Source organism: Azospirillum sp. B4, assembly GCF_000333275.1.
In the GTDB taxonomy this organism is placed as follows: domain Bacteria; phylum Pseudomonadota; class Alphaproteobacteria; order Azospirillales; family Azospirillaceae; genus Nitrospirillum.
On the sequence record NZ_BACU01000532.1, the window covers coordinates 21257 to 41152 of the forward strand.

Here is a 19896-nt window from a genome sequence, read left to right on the forward strand (position 1 = left end):
CGCTACCTCTTGATATGGAAGTTGCTTGCGATCAGATCTTCGAATTTCTTGGCATCTTTAACGCGTTGGAGCAGCGCGCCCGCGATCACGTCATCCTTGGTTTCACCCACGTCACCGGCGATGGTGAACTCGACGGCGTTGTCCTTGGGCACATAGGAAGTCGCCTTGGCTGTTACCCGAATGGGCGTCGCGGCCGTCGGCACGTTGGTTGTGAACGGCCGACCAAAATCCTTTACGATCCGCGTCAAATGCTCGACGGAGGCGGCGGCGGGAATCCCGCACCGTTTCTCTATCGCATCCGGCTTCTGCGCCAACAGTTCAGTGGCGAGTGCGGATGTCAGGACTCCGTTGCCGTCCGTTACGGCGGCGCCGGATCTGGCCTTCTGATAAGCGATCAGCTTGTCCCGCGTCTGCGGCCCCCATCGGCCATCAACCCCATCCTTGCCGACCAGACAGAGTGCGCGCTGCAGTGTCTTGCGGTCTTCATCCGTAGGGAGACCTAGGAAAACCGCATCGGCACCGTGCGATGCCGACGTGGCCCCCGCCGCCGGCGCAGTACTTCCGCTGCCGCCGCCAGCCCCTGCCGCCGTTACCGTCGCCGCTGCCGTCGTCGTGACCACCTTGACCGTCGTCGTCTTCGACCGGCCCGTCTTGTCACGGATCAGGAGCGTGTAGGTGTTGCCCTCCAGTTCCTTCTTGGCCTCCGCCTGGATGGTGACGGAACCAAAGGTGTTGGCCGGTCGCGCATAGAGACCGCTTGGCGCATTCTGGAAGGCTACATCATAGGGCGCCTGCCCGCCGGAGATGAGGAGTTGGCGACCGGACATGTCGCCCTCTGTGACCTCAAGTGCCGTCGCCGGCTCGAAGACCAGGGGCGTCACGATCGAAGCCGGGTCGACACCGCAGTTCTTGAGCTTCGCCGCGCGCTGCTCGCGCGTCGTGTCGCCCGACACGGTGTTGAGGATAGCCACGACGGCGGCTGTCGACGTTTCCACGGCCGCCGCCTTTTCCTTCAGGACGCCAATGGCATCGGCCAAGATGGTTCCGGCCATGGCTTGCGAAGTCGCTATGGCCCCGGCGGTGGAGGTGGCCGCCTTGGTCGGCGCGATCTGCGCAGCGCCCTGCGCCAACCCGCCGATGATTCCCGGCAAGGCAGCCAAGGAGGGCTGATTGGTCAGGACGGCGGCATTCACCTCGGCGGCGATCCGATCAACCGTGACGACAAGCTGGCCGGCCGCGCCATTCACGTCGGCGCGCACCCGCGTCGCGTTCTCATAAGCCTCGTCACCCGCCTGGGCGATGCTCTTCGCCGCCTGGACGGCCAGGGACGCCGCGTCACGCATTCTGGCGTCGGCTGAACGCGCCTCGCGCTCGACCGTCTCGATGGCCTGCCTGAGGGAGCCGAGTTCACCGCCGAGCTTCGCACTTTGCTCAGTCAACAGCTTGAGGCTGCCATCGCTCATATTGAGCGGGATGATGATCTCGATGGCGCAATTGACCGCCGTGTAACCCTGGAGATAGGCGGCGGCCGCGGGCTGGTTGCGCAGCCATCCGGCGACGCCCAGCCCCGTGGCACCCGCGAGGCCGAGGATGCTGGCCGTGCGCGTCGTGCCACCGATCGAGGTGAGGCCCAGTGCGGCGCCGCCCATCGGGATAAGGGCCGCCCCCGTCCAGGTCGTCAGCCGCGCCTGGTTGGCGACAGCCTCCATGTACTTGCTCTTCGCCGTTTCCGCATAGCCCAGGGCGACCGGCAGACTGGCATATTTGCCCCGACCGCTACTCTCGGCCGCTCCGGACGGCTGATCCAATTGGATGATGCTGTCCGTGACACCGACACAGCCGGTGAGCAAGCAGGCCCCCGCCACAGCTCCGGCCCGGAGCAGGTTTTTTGAGTTCATCCCCGTCACCCCTAGCCCTGTTCCCCCGGGAAGACGCCTGGTCCATGCCAAGGAGGTAACGTCACCTCCAAAAGGACTGGCGGCGCCTACACTTTTAAGTGTGAATTTTCGCGGGGCTATTCCTCCTATGGTTACAGAATTGCGGCACCCTCCTCAAGGGAGAATTTCAAAAAATTAATATAAATACGAGTATCTGAGAACAAAGCACAACCCGAACCGCCGCCATACCGGGCCCTGTGCTTCAGGCATGTTGCCGCAACGTCAAATCCAAGGCTACACACAGGCCGGTGGAGGCGTCTCCCAAATCCATTTGCTGAACTCATTTTACATTAGATATATGTTATTAAACTATATTGACGCTGCACTTAACGTTAATTTAGCATCCCATCAGGACGAAAATTCACACAGCGTAAATCATTCAACGGCTAAATTTTGTGGATTTTGGCTTCGCCGGCCGGACGACCAACGGGAGACTGTCATGGGTAAAGCCTACTCCGCCCTTTGCCGCCTGGCCCTGGCCGCGGCCCTCACCTTGGGCATTGGTACCGCCCACGCGGCGGAGAAGCCGGTGCGCATCGGCTATCAAAAATACGGCACGCTGCTGCTGCTGAAGGAAAGCGGCAAGCTGGACGAACAGTTGAAGGCCCAGGGCATCGCCGTGGAATGGCGGGAATTCCCTGGCGGCCCCCAGTTGCTGGAGGCGCTGAACGTCGGCGCGCTGGACTTCGGCATCACCGGTGAGGCACCGCCCATCTTCGCCCAGGCCGCCGGCGCCCCCTTCGTCTATGTCGGCGTTGAACCACCGGCCCCGAAGGGGGAGGCCATCCTGGTGCCCAAGGACAGCCCGCTGAAAAGCGTGGCGGACCTGAAGGGCAAGAAGGTGGCGCTGAACAAGGGCTCCAACGTCCATTACCTGCTGGTGAAGGCGCTGGAGGAGGCTGGCCTGACCTACGCCGACATCCAGCCCACCTACCTGGCCCCGGCCGACGCCCGCGCGGCGTTCGAACAGGGCAGCGTGGACGCTTGGGTCATCTGGGACCCCTACTATGCCGCCGCGGCCGCCGCCACCCAGGCCCGCGTGCTGGTGGACGGCGTGCGCGCCGACGGCAGCAACCTGGTGGCCAACCACCAGTTCTACCTGGCTGAACGTGGCTTCAACGAGGCGCGGCCCCAGGTGGTGCAGACCATCCTGACGGGCCTGAAGGACATCGACGCCGCGTCCAAGGGCGACCAGAAGGCCGTGGCCCAGCGCCTGAGCCCACAGATCGGCATCCCCGCCCCAGTGCTGGAGGTGGCGTTGGCCCGCATGGGCTATGGCATCCAGCCCATCACGCCGGAGGTGATCGCCGCCCAGCAGAAAATCGCCGACACCTTCTACCAGCTGGGCCTCATCCCCAAGCCCATCAAGGTTTCCGACGCCATTCCGGGATCGAAATCATGAGCGAATCCACCCCCCTCGTTACTGAGGCCCCCGTTACCGAAGCGAACGTCTTCTGGTTCATCCCCACCCATGGTGACGGCCGCTACCTGGGCACCACCCATGGCGCCCGCGCCGTCAGCTTCGATTACCTGAAGCAGATCGCGCAAGCCGCCGACAGCCTGGGCTATTACGGCGTGCTGCTGCCCACCGGGCGCAGCTGCGAGGACAGCTGGGTGGTGGCCTCCGCCCTGGCGCCGCTGACGGAACGCCTGCGCTTCCTGGTGGCGGTGCGGCCGGGCCTGCAGTCGCCCGCCGTCTCCGCCCGCATGGCGGCGACCCTGGATCGCGTGTCCAACGGCCGGCTGCTGATCAACGTCGTCACCGGCGGCGACCCGGTGGAAAACGCCGGCGACGGCATCTTCCTGTCGCACGCCGAACGCTATGAGGTGACGCGGGAGTTCCTGTCGGTCTGGACCCGCCTGGTGGCCGGCGAGACGGTGCATTACGAAGGCAAGCACATCCGCATCGAGGATGGGCGCCTGTTCTTCCCCTCGCAACAGCGCCCCTATCCGCCCCTGTACTTCGGCGGATCGTCGGACGCCGGCATCGATGTGGCGGCGGAGACGGTGGACAAGTACCTGACCTGGGGCGAGCCGCCGGAGCAGGTGGCGAAGAAGGTGGCGACCGTGCGCGCCGCCGCCGCCGCCAAGGGCCGCAAGGTGACCTTCGGCATCCGCCTGCACGTCATCGTGCGCGAGACCAACGCCGCCGCGTGGGCCGCCGCCAATGACCTGATCCAATATGTGGACGACGACACCGTCGCCCAGGCGCAGAAGACCTTCGCCCGCATGGACAGCGTGGGCCAGGCCCGCATGCAGGCCCTGCACGGCGGCCGGCGCGACAAGCTGGAGGTCAGTCCCAACCTCTGGGCTGGCGTGGGCCTGGTGCGGGGCGGCGCCGGCACCGCCCTGGTGGGCGATCCGGAAACGGTGGCCCAGCGCATGAAGGAATACATGGCCGTCGGCATCGACAGCTTCATCCTGTCCGGCTACCCGCACCTGGAGGAGGCCTACCGCTTCGCCGAACTGGTCTTTCCCCTGCTGCCCCTGGCGGCCGGCACGGGCCGTGACCGGGGCCCGGCCACCAACCACGGCCCCTTTGGGGAGCGCATCGCCAACACCCTGCCCCCCGCCAAGGGGACGGAGGCGCTGCGCCAGGCGTCGGCATCATGAGCCGGGCCTTGAGCGGCAGGGCCCTGCGCCGGGGCCTGGTGCCCTGGCTGCTGCCCCTGGCCCTGCTGCTGGGCTGGGAGGTGGCGGCCAAGGCCGGCTGGCTGTCGGCCAGGGTGCTGCCGGCGCCCAGCGACATCGCCGTCGCCTTCTGGACCACCCTGAAGGATGGCAGCCTGCCCCACCATGTCAGCATCAGCGCGGAGCGGGCCTTCCTGGGCCTGGTCATCGGCGGCGGCCTGGGCTTCGCCCTGGGCCTGATCAACGGCGCCCTGCCCGTGGCCGAGGACATCCTGGACAGTTCCTTGCAGATGCTGCGCAACGTGCCGCACCTGGCGATCATTCCCATGGTCATCCTGTGGTTCGGCATCGGGGAGGAGGCCAAGGTCTTCCTGGTGGCCGTGGGTGTCCTGTTCCCCATGTATCTCAACACCTTCCACGGCATCCGTTCGGTGGACCGGGGGTTGGTGGAGATGGGGCGGGTCTATGGCCTGGGGCCGGTGGCGCTGTATCTGCGCGTCATCCTGCCCGGCGCCTTGCCCGCCATCCTAGTGGGGCTACGCTATGCCCTGGGCATCATGTGGCTGACGCTGATCGTGGCGGAGACCATCTCCGCCTCCTCCGGCATCGGCTACATGACCATGAACGCGCGGGAATTCCTGCAAACCGACATGGTGCTGCTGGGCATCATCGTCTACGCCCTGCTGGGCAAGCTGGCCGACATCGCGTCCCGCTGGCTGGAGCGGCGGGCGCTGGACTGGAACCCGGCCTATCGCACCGGACTGGAGGCGGCGTGATGGTCCCGTTGCGCGCGGTCACCGATTTTGAGGAACCGGCCCCCGCCACTTGCCGGGAGGGCACCGGCGAACAGGGCGCTGGCACACACGGCACCGGCAAGGGGCTGGAGCTGGCTTTCGACGGCGTCACCAAGGCCTTCGGCGACGTGGGCGTGCTGCGCGGCCTGGACCTGGTCATTCCCGCCGGGCAGTTCGTGGCCGTCGTCGGCCGCTCCGGCGGGGGCAAGACCACGCTGATGCGCCTGATCGCCGGGCTGGACGGCCCGACGGGCGGCACCATCCGTATCGCCGGCACGGCGCGGCGGGGCCTGCAGCCGGACGTGCGCCTGCTGTTCCAGGATGCCCGCCTGCTGCCCTGGCAACGGGTGCTGAGCAATGTCGGCATCGCCCGCGGCCCCGGCTGGAAGGCCCGCGCCCAGGCCCTGCTGGCGGAGGTCGGGTTGGCCGACCGCGCCGGCGACTGGCCCTACGTCCTGTCCGGCGGGCAGAAGCAGAGGGTGGCGCTGGCCCGCGCCCTGGTGACAGAGCCGGGCATCCTGCTGTTGGATGAGCCCTTCGGCGCGCTGGACGCGCTGACCCGGGGTGACATGCATCGCCTGCTGACCAAGGTGTGGCGCCAGCACGGCTTCACCGCCGTCCTGATCACCCACGACGTGGCGGAGGCCGTGGCCCTGGCCGACCGCGTGCTGGTGCTGCGCGACGGCGTCATCGCCGACGATGTCGCCATCGACCTCCCCCGCGCCGCCCGCGCGGCCGGCGCCCCCCGCCTGGCCGAGCTGGAGCGCCGCATCCTCAACGCCGTCTAAAAGAAGGAAAACCTCATGACGACCGGGATTTTCACGCCGTCCCGCCGCACCCTGCTGGCCGGGGGCCTGGCGGTGGCGGCCACGCCCCTGCTGCGCGCGCCCCGGGCGCTGGCCAAAACCACCGAGCTGCGCCTGGACTACACCACCTACAGCCCCATCAGCCTGCTGCTGCGCGACAAGGGCTGGCTGGAGGAGGATCTGAAGGCCGACGGCGTCACCGTCCGCTGGGTGCAGTCGCTGGGGTCCAACAAGGCGCTGGAATTCCTGAACGCCGGCAGCTTGGATTTCGGCTCCACCGCCAGCGCCGCCGCCCTGCTGGGCCGCATCGGCGGCAACCCGATCCGCTCCATCTACGTCTACGGCCGGTCGGAGTGGACGGCCCTGGTGGTGCCGGCGGACAGCCCGGCCAAGGCCATCGCCGATTTGAAGGGCAAGCGCATCGCCGTCACCCGCGGCACCGACCCGCACATCTTCCTGGTGCGGGCGCTGGCCAGCGTCGGCCTGACCCAGGACGACGTGAAGCTGGTGCTGTTGCAGCACCCGGATGGCAAGCAGGCCCTGCTGCGCGGCGACGTGGACGCCTGGGCCGGGCTGGACCCGCTGATGGCCTCGGCGGAGGTCGAGAACAACGCCCGCCTGCTGTACCGCAACCCCGCCTTCATCAGTTGGGGCGCCCTGAATGTGCGGGAGGAATTCGCGGCCCAAAACCCCGCCCTGGTGCAGAAGGTGCTGGCGGCGTACGAAAAGGCCCGCGCCCACGCCCAGGCGCATCCGGATGCCCTGGCCGCGTCCCTGGTCGCCCAGACCAAGCTGCCGGACGCCGTGGTGGCCAAGCAGTTGCAGCGCACCGACATCGCCCAAGGCCACCTGAAGCCGGCCCAGGCGGAAAGCGTGGTGGCCTCCGGCCTCGCCATGCAGCAGGTGGGCCTGATCGAGGCGGGCGTGGACGTGCGCAAGGTGGCGGCGGAGCTGGTCGACAGCCGCTTCGCCGTGGGTTGACGCCATGACGGCGGAGGCGACGGCCGGTTTGGAGAACAGCGCGCTGGCCATCGCGGCGGCGGGGCCCCGGCCCTGGAGCCTGCCGCGCCCGGACTGGCGCCCGCTACTGCTGGGCCTGGGCCTGCCCGTGGCCGCCGCCCTGGCTTGGGAGGCGCTGGTGCGCTCCGGCCTGGCCACCGGCAGGCTGCTGCCGCCACCCAGCCGCATCGCCGTCACCCTGTGGAAGCTGGCGCGGACGGGGGAGCTGTGGCCCCATGTCGGCGCCACCTCCGGCCGGGTGGGGCTGGGCTTCGTGCTGGGCGGGGTGGCCGGCATCCTGTCCGGCCTGGCCGCCAGCTACTCCCCCCTGTTCCGCCGCCTGGTGGACCCGACACTGCAAGGCCTGCGCGCCATCCCGTCGCTGGCCTGGGTGCCGCTGTTCCTGCTGTGGCTGGGCATCTTCGAGACGTCCAAGGTGGCGCTGATCGCCGTGGGCGTCTTCTTCCCCGTCTATCTGGGCGTCATGGGGGCCGTGCTGGGCGTGGACCGCAAGTTGGTGGAGGTGGGGCGCATCCACCGCCTGTCCGGCCTGGACCTGGCGCGCCGCATCCTGTTGCCCGCCATCCTGCCGGCCCTGGTGGTGGCCCTGCGCACCGGGCTGGGCCTGGGCTGGATGTTCGTGGTGGCGGCCGAGTACATGGGCGCGTCGGAGGGCATCGGCTATCTGCTGGTGGACGGCCAGCAACTGGGCAAGCCTGACCAGATCATTGCCGCCATCCTGGTCTTCGCCCTGCTGGGCAAGGTGGCGGACGCCGCCATCGTGGCCCTGGCCACCCCCGCGCTGCGCTGGCAGGACGCCTATCAGGGAGGCCGCTGATGAGCGTGGCGCTTGAAATCTCGGGCCTCGCGAAGACCTACCCCAACGGCCAGCGCGCCCTGGGCGGCATCGACCTGACCGTGCCGGCGGGCGAGATCCTGGCCATCGTCGGCGGTTCCGGCTGCGGCAAAAGCACGCTGCTGCGCCTCATCGCGGGGCTGGAGACGCCCAGCGCCGGATTGGTGCGGGTGGGCGGCGACCTGGTCGGCGGTCCCCACCCGGCGGTGGGCCTGGTGTTCCAGGAGCCCCGCCTGCTGCCCTGGCTCAGCGTGGCCGACAACGTCGGCTTCGGCCTGGCGGCCCTGGCGGCGGGGGAGCGGGCCGCCCGCGTGGGCACGGCGCTGGAACGGGTAGGCCTGACCGCCCACGCCAACGCCTGGCCGCGCGAACTGTCCGGCGGTCAGGCGCAGCGGGCGGCGCTGGCCCGCGCCCTGGTCACCCGGCCCCAGGTGCTGTTGCTGGATGAACCGTTTTCCGCGTTGGACGCCCTGACCCGCACCACGCTTCAGGACCATCTGCTGGAGCTGTGGGCCTTTGAGCGGCCGACCCTGGTGCTGGTGACGCATGACATCGAGGAGGCGCTGGTACTGGCCGACCGGGTGGTGACGCTGCGCCCCCGCCCCGGTCGCGTCGATGACATCCAGGCGGTGGTCCTGTCCCGCCCGCGCGACCGCGACAGCCATAATTTCGAAGTTCACAAACGGCGGCTCCGTGCCGCCTTGAACCAATCGCTGGCCCCTGACACTCTGGCATCCGACAGCCTGACCGCCGCCGCCCTGTAACCGGTATCACCTGTAACCGGTATCACTTGATCGGGTTTCCCATGTCCCTGGGCAATGCCCCCCAACAGCGAACCGCCCCCCGCGTCGTCATCCTGGGCGGCGGGTTCAGTGGCGCCGTCACCGCCCTGCATTTGGCGCGTACCGCCACCGTGCCGGTGGATATCGACATCGTGGAGCCGCGCCTGCTGCTGGGCGGCGGGGTCGCCTATTCCACCCCCGACCCGCAGCACCGCATCAACGTGCCGGCCGCGCGCATGAGCGCGTTTTCCGCCGACATGGGGCATTACGACCGCTGGCTGCGCCGTTCCGGCGTGCTGGCCACCGACCCGCAGGCCCTGGTCAAGGGCGGGCACATCTTCTCCAGCCGGCTGGAGTTCGGGCGCTACCTTGACGGGCTGGTGCGGGAGCAGGCGGCAGCCGACGGCCCGGCCCACATCCGTCACGTGCAGCGGCGCGCGACCGCCGTCACCCCCATCCCCCGTGACGCCCCGCCCGGCCAGTCCTTCGGCTATGCCGTGGCGCTGGAGAATGGCGCGCGGCTGGTGGCCGACATGGTGGTGATCGCCACCAGCCATCCGCCACCGTCCCCGCCTAAGGCCCTGGTCCAGGCCCTGGGCGACGACCCGCGCCTGATCGCCAACCCGTGGGCACCGGGCGCCCTGGACGCCGTGGCGCCGGAGGCGCGCGTGCTGGTGGTGGGGTCGGGCCTGACCATGGCCGACATCCTGGCCACCCTGCAGGCCGCCGGGCACAAGGGCCCCATCACCGTCTTCTCCCGCCGGGGCCTGACGCCCCGGGGCCATGCCCTGGACGCGACCGAGCTGGCGGGCGATTTCGCCACCCGGCCGGAGGTGACGGCGCTGGCCCTGCTGCGCCGCATCCGCGCCACCGTGACGGCAGCGGAGGTGGAGGGGCGCCCCTGGCAAGCGGTGCTTGACGCCGTGCGCCGCGACGCCCGGACCATCTGGCGGGCTCTGCCCCTGGCGGAGAAGCGCAAACTGCTGCGCCACCTGCGCCCCTTCTGGGACGCCCACCGCTACCGCATCGCCCCGCAGCCGGAGGCGACGATCCAGGACTTGCAGGCACGCGGGCAGCTGGAGATCCTGGCGGCCAGCCTGGCCGACATCACGGCCGACGCCGACGGCATCCGCGCCACCCTGCGCCCCCGCTGGGGCGGCGCCCCCCTCACCCGGACGGTGGACGTGGTGGTGGTGGCCACCGGCCCGGCGCACGACCACCTGATCGACGCCGTGCCGGCCCTGGCGCCCCTGGTCGCCACCGGCCGCCTGCACGCCGACGCGCTGGGCCTGGGTATCGCCGTGGATGATCAGAGCCGGGTGATCGACGCGCGCGGGGTGCCCGACGACACACTGTGGGTCTCTGGCCCCCTGGCGCGCGGCACCTTCGGTGAGCTGATGGGCCTGCCCCAGGTGCTGATCCACGCGGAGGAGGTGGCGCGCTCCGTCGCCCGCCGTCTGCCGGGCCAGGCGGCGCCGGAGCCGACGAAGAAGGGCGTCCGCGCCCGCGTCACCGCCTGAAAGCGAAGCGTTAAATCACCCGGCGCACCCAGCTTTCGACCAGCGGCGGCACACCGCCGCGCTGCATGCCGACCAGGCGTTCGCGCAGGTCGGCGGTGGTGGCCCCACCCTCGCCGTTGCCGATGACGAAATCGCCCTCCGCCGTCCGCACCGTGCCGATGGCCGACACCACGGCGGCGGTGCCGCAGGCGAAGGCCTCACGCACCCGGCCCGTCGCGGAATCTTCCTTCCACTGCGCCAGGGAGTAGGGCTGCTCCACCACCGTGCGGCCCAGGCTGCGCGCCAGCTGGATGATGCTGTCGCGGGTGATGCCGGGCAGGATGGTGCCGCTCAAGGGCGGGGTCAGCAGACTGCCGTCGTCCATGACGAAGAAGACGTTCATGCCGCCCAGTTCCTCGATCCAGCGATGCTCGGCCGCGTCCAGGAACACCACCTGGTCGCAGCCGTGCTTGCTGGCCTCCAGCTGGGCGATCAGGCTGGCGGCGTAGTTGCCGCCGCACTTGGCCGCACCCGTGCCGCCGGGCGCGGCGCGGGTGTAGTTGTCCGGCGCCCAGATGGTGATGGCCTTGGCCCCGCCCTTGAAGTAGGCGCCCACCGGGCAGGCGATGACGCAGAAGATGTAGTCCGACGCCGGGCGGACGCCCAGGAAGGCCTCATTGGCGAACATGAAGGGGCGCAGGTACAGGCTGCCTTCCCCGCCCGGGACCCACGCCTCATCGATGCGCACCAGCTGTTCCACCGCTTCCAGGAACAGCTCCTCGGGGATCAGGGGCATGGCCATGCGTTCCGCCGATTCCCGGAAGCGCCTGGCGTTCGCCTCCGGCCGGAACAGCGTCACGCCACCATCGGCCGCGCGGTAGGCCTTCATGCCTTCGAAGATTTCCTGGGCGTAGTGCAGCACGGCGGAGGCCGGATCGAGGGTGAACGGTACCCGCGCCGTGACCGTGGCGTCATGCCAGCCCTGGCCCTCGGTCCAGCGGATGGTCACCATGTGGTCGGTGAAGACCTTGCCGAAGCCGGGGTTTTCCAGGATGCGCGCCAGCGTGGCGGCGTCGGTCGGATTGGAAGTGCGGTCTATCGTGAACGTCATGATCTCAAGCCTTCGTGTCCCCAAGCCAGCAGCCTAACCGATCAGCCGGCCGGATACGGTCATGCATTTTGGCCCCCAGGTGTAACGGCGGATTTTCAAAGCAGCCTAGCGGCGGGATCAGATCGAAGATAAATCTGATGGGAAACGCCATTAAAGAATAACGACGGGGGACGGGATGGGTGGAACATTGCCTGTGACCGGGATGGCGGGATCGGCGGGGGAACGATCCGGCGTTCGGCGCCTGACCATGGCACTCTGCTTCCTGGCCGCCGCCATCGAAGGGTTTGACCTGCAATCCGCCGGCGTGGCCGCCCCCCATCTGGGCCCGGCCTTCGGGCTGTCGCCGTCGCGGATGGGATGGGTGTTCAGCGCCGCCATCGCCGGCCTGATCGTGGGCGCGCTGGTGGGCGGCCGCGTCTCCGATCTCAGGGGCCGCAAGGTGGCGCTGATGCTGTCCCTGGGCGTCTTCGGCGTGTTCTCCTGCCTCACGGCGCTGGCCTGGGATTTTCCCAGCCTGCTGGCCGCCCGCTTCCTGACGGGCCTGGGGTTGGGCGGCGCCTTTCCCAACCTGATCGCCATCGCGGCGGAATGCGCGCCCAAGGCCAAGGCGGCCGCCGTCTCCATCATCTACGCCGGCATGCCGCTGGGCGGCGCCACCGCCGCCTTCCTGTCGCTGCGCGGCGGACATGGCGACTGGCAGGGCGTCTTCTGGGCGGGCGGCATCGCCCCCCTGCTGCTGTTGCCGTTCCTGGCCTGGGCACTACCGGCCTTCCGCGTGCCGCCCGCCCCGGCGGAGGCGCGCATCGTCATCAGACAGGCCCTGTTCGCGCCCGGGCGGCGCGTCGATACCGGCGCGCTGTGGCTGGGCTCCTTCCTCGCCCTGCTGGTGCTGTACCTGCTGCTGAACTGGCTGCCCATCCTGCTGCTGTCGCGCGACCTGCCGCGCACCCTGGTGCTGGGGGTGCAACTCGTCTTCAACCTGGGCGGCGCCTGCGGCTCGGGCATCGCCGGCCAGCTGATGGAGCGGATCGACAGGCGGGTGGCCGTGGTCGGCATTTTCCTGACGCTGGCCTTGGCCCTTGCCGGCCTGGCCGGGGCGGGCGCCAACTTCCTGATGACCATCGCGGCCGTGGCGGGGGCGGCGGTGCTGGCGGCCCAAGCCCTGATCTACAGCCTGGCGCCCGGCTATTACCCACCCCAGGTGCGCGGCCTGGGCGTGGGGGCCGTGGTGGCCGCTGGCCGCCTGGGCTCTGTCGCCGGGCCCCTGCTGGCGGGCCAGCTGATCGCCGCCGGCCGCAGCAGCGCCGACGTACTGACGGGCATCATCCCCATCGCCCTGCTGAGCGGGATAGCCACCTTCGTGTTGGTGGCCCGCAGGTCACCGGAAGGGGAGTGAGCTCACGCCGGCGCCCCCTCCTCCATGCCTTCCATGCGCATGCGGCGGCCCCGGCGGTGGTCGACCGGGGTGCTGAGGCGCAGCAGATGCCGCTTGTGCTGGACCGAGGCCACGGTGCGCCCCAGCGCCAGGGCGATCTCCCGGTCGCCTTGGCCATCGGCGTTCATGGCGACCAGGCGGGCCAGGCTTTCCTCATCCCAGGACCGCGCGGGGCCCACTGTCTTGACGACGCTACGCATGCTCCCTCACCTTGATTATCAAGAACGGCGTTTAAGATGCTGAAACTGATCACGCGAAAGGGTCGGCGGCGGCTTGGCCGCGAACAGCAGCTCCCCCTCCTCCACCATGCGCTGGGCGATGGAGCCCTGCACCTGCAGCGTGCTGCGGAAATCCCCCATGCACTGCACCGAGACGGCGGCCGGCACGTCCAGCCGGCCCAGGATGTCCAGCGCCAGATTGCCGTCCCAGCAGGGCAGCGGCGCCTCGTCATCGATAACGATCAGGAAGTGGCCGATGGCGCCACCGGCGCACCGGGCGGACGGCGCCAGCAGGTAGATGCGCCAGGGATGCAAGGCATCGACCAGGGCCAGCAGGATCGATGCCATCCGCCAGCCGGGCAGTCCGTCCGTCGCCACCATGCCGCAGCCCTCCCTGCTTCGTCGTCTCCCGTCCCGTTTCGCCGCCAGCTGCCTGTCTATTCCCGCGTCACTTGCCCTTGAACTGGGGCGGGCGCTTCTCGGCGAACGCGCTCATGCCTTCCTTCTGGTCTTCCAGCGCGAAGGTGGAGTGGAATAGCCGCCGTTCGAACCGCAGGCCCTCCGCCAGCGTCAGTTCGAAGGCCCGGTCCACCGCCTCCTTCGCCATCATGACGGCCGGACGGGAGAAGCCGCAGATCTTCTCCGCCACCCGTACCGCCTCTTCCACCAGGTCGGCGGCCGGCACGATGCGCGCCACCAGACCCGCCCGTTCCGCCTCCGCCGCGTCCATCAAGCGGCCGGTCAGCACCAGCTCCATGGCCTTGGCCTTGCCGATGGCCCGCGTCAGCCGCTGGGTGCCGCCGGCGCCGGGGATGGTACCGATGGTGATTTCCGGCTGGCCGAACTTGGCGGTGTCGGCCGCCAGCAGGATGTCGGCCATCATGGCCAGTTCGCAGCCGCCGCCCAGCGCATAACCCGCGACCGCCGCGATGGTCGGCTTGCGGCAGGTGGCCAGACGGCCCCACTTCTTGGTGATGAAGTCGCCCAGGTAGGCGTCCATGTAGGATTTGTCCTTCATCTCCTTGATGTCGGCGCCCGCAGCGAAGGCCTTCTCGCTGCCCGTCACAACGATGGCGCCGATGGCGGCGTCATCCTCCAGCCGGTTCAGCGCATCCTCCAGGTCCGTGACCAGGCCGTCCGACAGGGCGTTCAGCGCCTTGGGACGGTTCAGGCGGATCAGGGCCACGGGCCCCCGTACCTCGACCAGGATGTTCTCGTACGCGAACTCGGACATGGGGGTGCCCTCTTGCGAAGCCGGCTGCCAATAGTCCCTCAGAGTATTCAGCGATCGGCCGGGCCTGACTAGGAAAAGGGGGTGAAGGCTGAGAAGGATGATTGCGAAACTTGTGAACAGCGGCGGCGGGACAGCGGGTCACGCCCCGAAAGGTTGCCTGTTCGGGGCAATCCTGAAATGATCCGGCGCGACGACGGGGCCTGTGGCCCCCAAACCGGTACCTTGTGAACCCAGCGATCGTGACGACCCAGACTGCGAAGACGCGCGAAGCCCTGCCCGTCCGGGGCGGGGCGCCGGCCCAGGCGGCCCGGCGGATGCGTGATGAGATCCTGGCCCTGCCTGATGGCGCCCCCCTGGGCTCGGAGGAAGAGCTGCTGGCCCGCTATGGCCTGAGCCGGCCCACCCTGCGCCAGACGGCCCGCATCCTGGAACAGGAGCAGTTGCTGGTCGTCCGCCGGGGCAATGGCGGCGGCTATTACGGCCGCCGGCCGGACATCGGCGCCGTCACCCAGGCCGCCGCCCTGTACCTGCGCCTGCGCCAGACCACGGTGCGCGACGTGCTGGACGCCTTCCAGCTGGTGAATGTCGAGGCCGCGCGCCTGGCGGCCGGCACCCCGGCGGGCACAGACGCCACGGCCGCCCGCGCCGACCTGGCGGAATTCCGCCAGCACCTGGTGGACCGCCTGGACGTGACCTACCTGGCCGCCGACGTGGTGCGGGACGAGGTGGCGCTGTACGCCGTCCTCATGCGCATGGCCGGCAATCCGGCGCTGGAGCTGTTCCACCGTACCCTGTTCGAATTCGGCCAGCGCGACGCCAACCTGCGCGTTTTCCAGGGCCACCCCGACCGGTGCGCCCACTGGCGCGCCGGCCGCCTGCGCATGGTGGATGCCATCCTGGCCCGGGACCCGGAGATGGCGGTGCTGCTGGCGCGGCGGCAGAACCGGCTGATGCTGGACTGGGTGTCGCCGGAGGTGGAGCGGGAGTCCATCGCCGCGCGCGATTGAATGAGAAGGCGGGCGGGCCTTTCATTCCGCCCCCGTAATATCACAGGGGAAAGCCGATGAACGGGCCCGTTTCACGCTTCTACTTCGCCGATCGCCTACGCCTGCACTACGCGGAATGGGGCCGGGAGGACAAGCCCACCCTGCTGCTGGTCCACGGCGGGCGCGACCATTGCCGCAGCTGGGACTGGGTGGCGGAGGAGCTGGCGGGCGATTTCCACATCCTGGCGCCCGACCTGCGCGGCCACGGCGATTCCGCGTGGTCCCTGGGCGGCGCCTACACCCTGGCCGAGGTGGTGGCCGACCTGGTGCAGCTGCTGCGCCAGCGCGCCGGCCGCAAGGTGGTGGTGATGGGCCATTCCTATGGCGGCGCCGCCGCCCTGTTCCTGGCCAGCCTGTATCCCGAACTGGTGGAGCGCCTGGCGGTGGTGGAGGGCACTTGGCCCTGGCAGGAACTGCGGGAACAAAAGCCCCTGGCCGACCGCTTCCGCTCCTGGGTGGACAAGGTGCACGAACTGTCGGCCCGCGGCCCCCGCAAGTACGCGACGCTGGAGGAGGCGGTGGGCCGCATGCAGGCGGAAAACGGCTTCCTCACCACCGAGCAGGCGCGCCACCTGACCGTGCACGGCCTGCACCAGAACGAGGACGGCACCTACAGCTGGAAGTTCGACAACTACATCCGCACCGCCTACCCGTTCCGCATCAGCCTGGACGAACTGAAGGCCCTGTGGTCGGCCGTCACCTGCCCCACCTTGCTGGTCAACGGGGCCAACAGCTGGGTGGAGGATCCGGTGGCCAACGGCGCCGCCGCCCTGTTCCGGGATGTCCGTACCGCCGCCATACCGCAAGCCGGCCATTGGCCCCATCATGACCGGCTGGCCGACTTCCTGGCGGTGGCGCGTCCCTTCCTGTTGAATCGGGAAGGCTAACGCGGCTTCAGCCCCTCCACCAGCAGGGGCAGCGCGTCGGCCAGGGCCTGGTCTCGCCCGTCGGTGTCCAGCCGGTCCGCGGCGGCGGCCACCAGCATCTTGGCCGCCCGGTGCAGATCCGCCACCGTCAGGTCCGCCCGCACCAGGCCGGCGGCCTGGGCCGCGGCCAAGGGTGGCGCCAGCACGGCGTCCAGCCGGGCGCGCAGCCCGTGGATGAGAGCTGGCCCGTCGCTTTCCGCCCGCAGGCTGGCGATCAGGGGGCCGTGCAGCATGGCATGGTGGGCGATACGGCACAGGAAGGGATAGAACGCGGCGGCATTGGCGCCCTCTGCCACCCAATCCTGGCCCAGGGCGGCCAGCTGACGGTCGAACACCGCCAGGGCAAGGGCCCGGCGGTCAATGAAGTTGCGATAGAGGGTGGCGCGCCCCACCCCGGCCTCCATCGCGATGGCCTCCAGCGCCACGTGATAGCCGTCACGCTGGAACAGCGCCGCCGCCGCCGCGATCAGCTTCTCCCTCCGGTCCCGCGCATCCCGACGCACCAGCCGTCCCCTTCCCACGGACAAAGCTCCCAGGGACAAAGCCCCGGGGGCACAACCCGGAAGTGCCGCATCTGGTTGCATCGCTTGGGAAAATAGGCTCGCCGGGAAGCCCTTGAACCGGCGCAATTTATCCTAGGGCGGAGGGAACCGCCGAGGCGGTCGCGGGTTGCCATGGCGGGCAGTCACATCCAAGGGGGCATTCCCATGAAACGCCTGGTGATCGTTTCCAACCGGGTTCCCGCCGCCGGCACGCCGCAGGCCGGCGGCTTGGTGGTGGCGTTGAGTGGCCTGCTGCGCGAGCGCAAGGGCCTATGGTTCGGGTGGAGCGACGCGCTGGCCGAGCGCCCGGACGCGGAGCCGCGCATCGTCGACCGCCAGGGCGTCAGCTGCGCCATGATCGACCTGACGCCGGATGAGCACCGTAAATATTACCTGGGCTTCGCCAACGGCGTGCTGTGGCCCCTGATGCACATCCTGCCGAGCGTGGTGCGCTTCCAGCCGCAGGAACTGGAGACCTACCGCGCCGTGAACGACCGTTTCGCCGCGGCGCTGACCGGCCTGTTGAGGAAGGACGACCTTGTCTGGGTGCAGGATTACCAGCTCCTGGCCATGCCAGCGGCGCTGCGCGCCCGCAAGGTCGCCAACCCCATCGGCTTTTTCCTGCACATCCCCTTCCCGCCGCCGGTGGTGGCCGCCATATCCGAAGGCCTGCTAGGCCTGGTCCGCGACGTGCTGGCCGCCGACCTGATCGGCTTCCAGACGGCGGCGGACGCGGAACATTTCGCCCAGACGGCCGCGCAATACGCCGGCGCCCGGCGGGTGGGCAAACTGGTCCTGAAGGTGGATGGCCGCACCGTGCGCCTGGGCGTTTTCCCGGTTGAGATCGATGCGCGGGAGTTCGCCCATCAGACCGACGCCGCCATGCGCCGCCGCCCCGCCCAGGATCTGGCGCACAACCTGCGCGATCGGCTGCTGGTGCTGGGCGTGGACCGGCTGGACCCCAGCAAGGGGCTGGTGGAGCGGCTGACGGCCTTCCGCCAGTTCCTGGCGGCGGAACCTGGCTGGCATCGCCGTGTCAGCTTGCTGCAGATCGCCGCCAAGTCGCGGGAGGGGGTGCAAGCCTACCGCACCCTGCTGCGGGAGATGGAGAAGATCACCGGCGCCACCAACGGCGCCTATGCGGAACCGGACTGGACGCCCCTGAAGCTGGTCACCCAGGGCAGCCAGCGCGCCACGGTGTCCAGCTACATGCGTCATGCCCGGGTGGGCCTGGTTACCCCCCTGCGTGACGGCATGAACCTGGTGGCGAAGGAATATGTGGCGGCCCAGGATCCGGAGGATCCGGGCGTGCTGGTGCTGTCGCGCTTCGCCGGCGCCGCCACCCAGCTGGACGCCGCCATCCAGGTGAACCCCTATGACCCCGACCAGATCGCGCAGGCCCTGAGCCGTGCGCTGGCCATGCCGCTGGCGGAGCGCAAGCAGCGCTGGCTGGGCCTGTGGGACGTGATCAAGGACAAGACGGCATTGGCGTGGGGGGAGGCGTTCACCGACGCGCTGGAAGGCCGCAAGGCCGGCGCACCCAGCACCGCCCGGCCGAAGGCGGCCGCCAAGACGACCCGCGCGAAAAGTGCCGCCCCGAAGAAGGCGGTTTCCAAAGCCTCTTCCCGCGAGGGGAGCCCCATCGGCCCCAATGGATTGCATTAAGGAAATGCCCCCGGATGGCCAGCCATCCGGGGGCGACATCGGCAGGCGTCGAACGGCTATTCCGCCGCCATCACATTGATGCGAGCCTTGGCCAGCATGGTGAGCTTCTCATCCGTGGCCTTCTCCTCAGCCAGGTTCTGGGCCAGCAATTCGGCGCAGTCATCCCGGCCCAGCAGCTGGGCCCAGGCCACCAGGGTGCCGTAGCGGGATATCTCGTAATGCTCCACCGCCTGGGCGGCGGCCACCAGCGCCGCGTCCAGCACCTGCTTGTCATCGACATCGCCGGCCACGTCGTCAGCCTCATCGATGATGCCATCGATGGCGGGGCACTTCACCGCCTCGACCTCCACGCCGTGCAGTTGGAACACCTGCTCCAGGCGTTGGATCTGCCCTTCGGTTTCCCGCAGGTGGGTCTCGAAGCCCTGCTTCAGTTCCACATTGGTCGCCTTGTCGATCATGTCGGGCAGCGCCTTGAGGATGCGCTTTTCCGCGTAATAAATATCCTTCAGCTGATGAACGAACAGATCGTTCATCGACTCGATGTCCTTGGTGAACAAACCCATGGTTTTCCTCCTGTGCGGATCAGAAGATCTCGTTTGACCGGGAGGCCCCTGCGGCAGGCCCCGGATAATCAATCAAGTCCAGCTAAGGAGTTTGGTTCCAAACCTTTCCGGGGTTTGGGCAAGGCGCCCTCATGACTCCCAATCATCCGCACCCCATATCCCAAGGTTGTTATTCTTTTTAAAAAGAATCTTTTTGATTGCATGTGGGCAGAAAAACAACTAATGAGTGCATTGATGGCAGAGCCATCAGTTAATTCAAACGGCGGCTGTCCTGCGACGCGGGACGCTGCTTGGCTTCCCCAAAGCGCCGAGGAGTTTCCCCCATGGCCGCGCTCACTGACGATTTCATCAAGGTCGTACCCCACGCTCCCGAATTTTCTCGCGCGGAAGGAGCCGGTTCGATCGCCATCGGCTCTGAATCGGCTGCTTTCGCGTCTGATGGTCGCGCCATCGCCATCGGGGACAAAGCCGTCGCCAATGGTGACCATTCCATAGCAATTGGATGGATGGCGACCTCTGTGACCTCTACCCATACTGGCACCCCCGCCCTCGACGCGGTCACCATCGGCTTTCATGCCGGTGCGTATGCGCCCAGCGCCGTCGCCCTGGGTTCAGGATCGCAAGCGTCCACACCGTTTACCGTTTCGGTCGGAGGCGACGCCAGCATCTACGGCCCGTTCCGCCGCCGGATCGTCTATGTGGCGGATGGTACGGATGTAAGCGATGCCGCCACGGTGGGTCAGCTTCGGCGGACCAAGGCGGAACTGGAAGAGCAGTTATCAGCCTTGCGTGAAGATTACAGCAAACTGGCGGCACTGTTACAGGAGACGGCCCGCTAGTGTCTGATCGGTC

General features: G+C 68.7%; 20 protein-coding genes. 13 read left to right on the forward strand and 7 right to left on the reverse strand.

Annotation, left to right across the window (positions count from 1 at the left end; translation table 11 throughout):
• Positions 1–2: 2 nt before the first annotated feature.
• Positions 3–1898, reverse strand: a complete 1896-nt coding sequence (locus I55_RS23910) for a hypothetical protein (protein WP_148293933.1) — start codon at positions 1896–1898, stop codon at positions 3–5.
• 478 nt (positions 1899–2376) lie between these two features.
• On the opposite strand from I55_RS23910, the gene I55_RS23915 reads away from it, so the two are divergent.
• The 8 genes from I55_RS23915 to I55_RS23950 are packed head-to-tail and all read left to right on the forward strand — an operon-like array spanning position 2377 to position 10325.
• Positions 2377–3339, forward strand: a complete 963-nt coding sequence (locus I55_RS23915) for a sulfonate ABC transporter substrate-binding protein (RefSeq protein WP_044563144.1) — start codon at positions 2377–2379, stop codon at positions 3337–3339.
• Positions 3336–4550 carry an FMNH2-dependent alkanesulfonate monooxygenase gene (gene ssuD / locus I55_RS23920; protein WP_044563145.1) on the forward strand — a complete coding sequence of 405 codons (1215 nt, stop codon included), beginning with the start codon at positions 3336–3338 and terminating at the stop codon, positions 4548–4550. The genes I55_RS23915 and ssuD overlap by 4 nt, the downstream gene beginning before the upstream one ends.
• Positions 4547–5344 carry an aliphatic sulfonate ABC transporter permease SsuC gene (gene ssuC / locus I55_RS23925; protein ID WP_044563146.1) on the forward strand — a complete coding sequence of 266 codons (798 nt, stop codon included), beginning with the start codon at positions 4547–4549 and terminating at the stop codon, positions 5342–5344. Before ssuD ends, ssuC begins: the two co-directional genes overlap by 4 nt.
• Positions 5344–6150: an ATP-binding cassette domain-containing protein gene (locus I55_RS23930; RefSeq protein ID WP_083901383.1), complete on the forward strand. Its 807-nt coding sequence runs from the start codon at positions 5344–5346 to the stop codon at positions 6148–6150. The genes ssuC and I55_RS23930 overlap by 1 nt, the downstream gene beginning before the upstream one ends.
• A gap of 15 nt (positions 6151–6165) precedes the next feature.
• Positions 6166–7149, forward strand: a complete 984-nt coding sequence (locus I55_RS23935; protein WP_049974442.1) for an aliphatic sulfonate ABC transporter substrate-binding protein — start codon at positions 6166–6168, stop codon at positions 7147–7149.
• A gap of 4 nt (positions 7150–7153) precedes the next feature.
• A complete protein-coding gene (locus I55_RS23940; RefSeq protein WP_049974443.1) occupies positions 7154–8005 on the forward strand; it encodes an ABC transporter permease in 852 nt (283 codons plus the stop codon).
• Entirely contained in the window at positions 8005–8787 is a 783-nt protein-coding gene (locus I55_RS23945; RefSeq protein ID WP_044563148.1) for an ABC transporter ATP-binding protein, read from the forward strand. Before I55_RS23940 ends, I55_RS23945 begins: the two co-directional genes overlap by 1 nt.
• Positions 8788–8828: 41 nt before the next feature.
• Positions 8829–10325, forward strand: coding sequence for an FAD/NAD(P)-binding protein (locus tag I55_RS23950; RefSeq protein ID WP_044563150.1), 1497 nt, complete (start codon positions 8829–8831; stop codon positions 10323–10325).
• A gap of 10 nt (positions 10326–10335) precedes the next feature.
• Here I55_RS23950 and I55_RS23955 read toward each other — a convergent pair whose 3' ends face one another.
• Entirely contained in the window at positions 10336–11415 is a 1080-nt protein-coding gene (locus I55_RS23955) for a branched-chain amino acid aminotransferase (protein WP_044563151.1), read from the reverse strand.
• 202 nt (positions 11416–11617) lie between these two features.
• Here I55_RS23955 and mhpT point away from each other — a divergent pair, with 202 nt between their 5' ends.
• Positions 11618–12811 carry a 3-(3-hydroxy-phenyl)propionate transporter MhpT gene (gene mhpT / locus I55_RS23960; protein WP_044563153.1) on the forward strand — a complete coding sequence of 398 codons (1194 nt, stop codon included), beginning with the start codon at positions 11618–11620 and terminating at the stop codon, positions 12809–12811.
• A 2-nt stretch (positions 12812–12813) separates the two neighbouring features.
• Here the strand turns inward: mhpT and I55_RS23965 are convergent, their stop codons facing one another.
• From I55_RS23965 to I55_RS23975, 3 genes are all read right to left on the reverse strand, one after another.
• Positions 12814–13050, reverse strand: coding sequence for a hypothetical protein (locus tag I55_RS23965; protein WP_044563154.1), 237 nt, complete (start codon positions 13048–13050; stop codon positions 12814–12816).
• An 18-nt stretch (positions 13051–13068) separates the two neighbouring features.
• On the reverse strand, positions 13069–13449 hold the full coding sequence (locus I55_RS23970; RefSeq protein WP_044563156.1) for a hypothetical protein: 381 nt from the start codon (positions 13447–13449) through the stop codon (positions 13069–13071).
• Positions 13450–13516: 67 nt separating this feature from the next.
• Positions 13517–14302 carry an enoyl-CoA hydratase gene (locus I55_RS23975; protein WP_044563158.1) on the reverse strand — a complete coding sequence of 262 codons (786 nt, stop codon included), beginning with the start codon at positions 14300–14302 and terminating at the stop codon, positions 13517–13519.
• 239 nt (positions 14303–14541) lie between these two features.
• Here I55_RS23975 and I55_RS33445 point away from each other — a divergent pair, with 239 nt between their 5' ends.
• Both I55_RS33445 and I55_RS23985 read left to right on the forward strand, forming a co-directional pair.
• Positions 14542–15309, forward strand: a complete 768-nt coding sequence (locus I55_RS33445; RefSeq protein ID WP_049974444.1) for a FadR/GntR family transcriptional regulator — start codon at positions 14542–14544, stop codon at positions 15307–15309.
• A gap of 56 nt (positions 15310–15365) precedes the next feature.
• Positions 15366–16235, forward strand: coding sequence for an alpha/beta fold hydrolase (locus I55_RS23985; RefSeq protein WP_044563160.1), 870 nt, complete (start codon positions 15366–15368; stop codon positions 16233–16235).
• On the opposite strand, the gene I55_RS39140 is transcribed toward I55_RS23985, so the two are convergent.
• A complete protein-coding gene (locus I55_RS39140) occupies positions 16232–16777 on the reverse strand; it encodes a TetR/AcrR family transcriptional regulator (protein WP_049974445.1) in 546 nt (181 codons plus the stop codon). The genes I55_RS23985 and I55_RS39140 overlap by 4 nt on opposite strands.
• A gap of 204 nt (positions 16778–16981) precedes the next feature.
• On the opposite strand from I55_RS39140, the gene I55_RS23995 reads away from it, so the two are divergent.
• A complete protein-coding gene (locus I55_RS23995) occupies positions 16982–18481 on the forward strand; it encodes a trehalose-6-phosphate synthase (RefSeq protein WP_083901387.1) in 1500 nt (499 codons plus the stop codon).
• A gap of 56 nt (positions 18482–18537) precedes the next feature.
• Here the strand turns inward: I55_RS23995 and I55_RS24000 are convergent, their stop codons facing one another.
• Positions 18538–19044, reverse strand: a complete 507-nt coding sequence (locus I55_RS24000) for a ferritin-like domain-containing protein (protein WP_044563162.1) — start codon at positions 19042–19044, stop codon at positions 18538–18540.
• 323 nt (positions 19045–19367) lie between these two features.
• Here I55_RS24000 and I55_RS24005 point away from each other — a divergent pair, with 323 nt between their 5' ends.
• Positions 19368–19883: a hypothetical protein gene (locus I55_RS24005; protein ID WP_044563163.1), complete on the forward strand. Its 516-nt coding sequence runs from the start codon at positions 19368–19370 to the stop codon at positions 19881–19883.
• Positions 19884–19896: the final 13 nt, after the last annotated feature.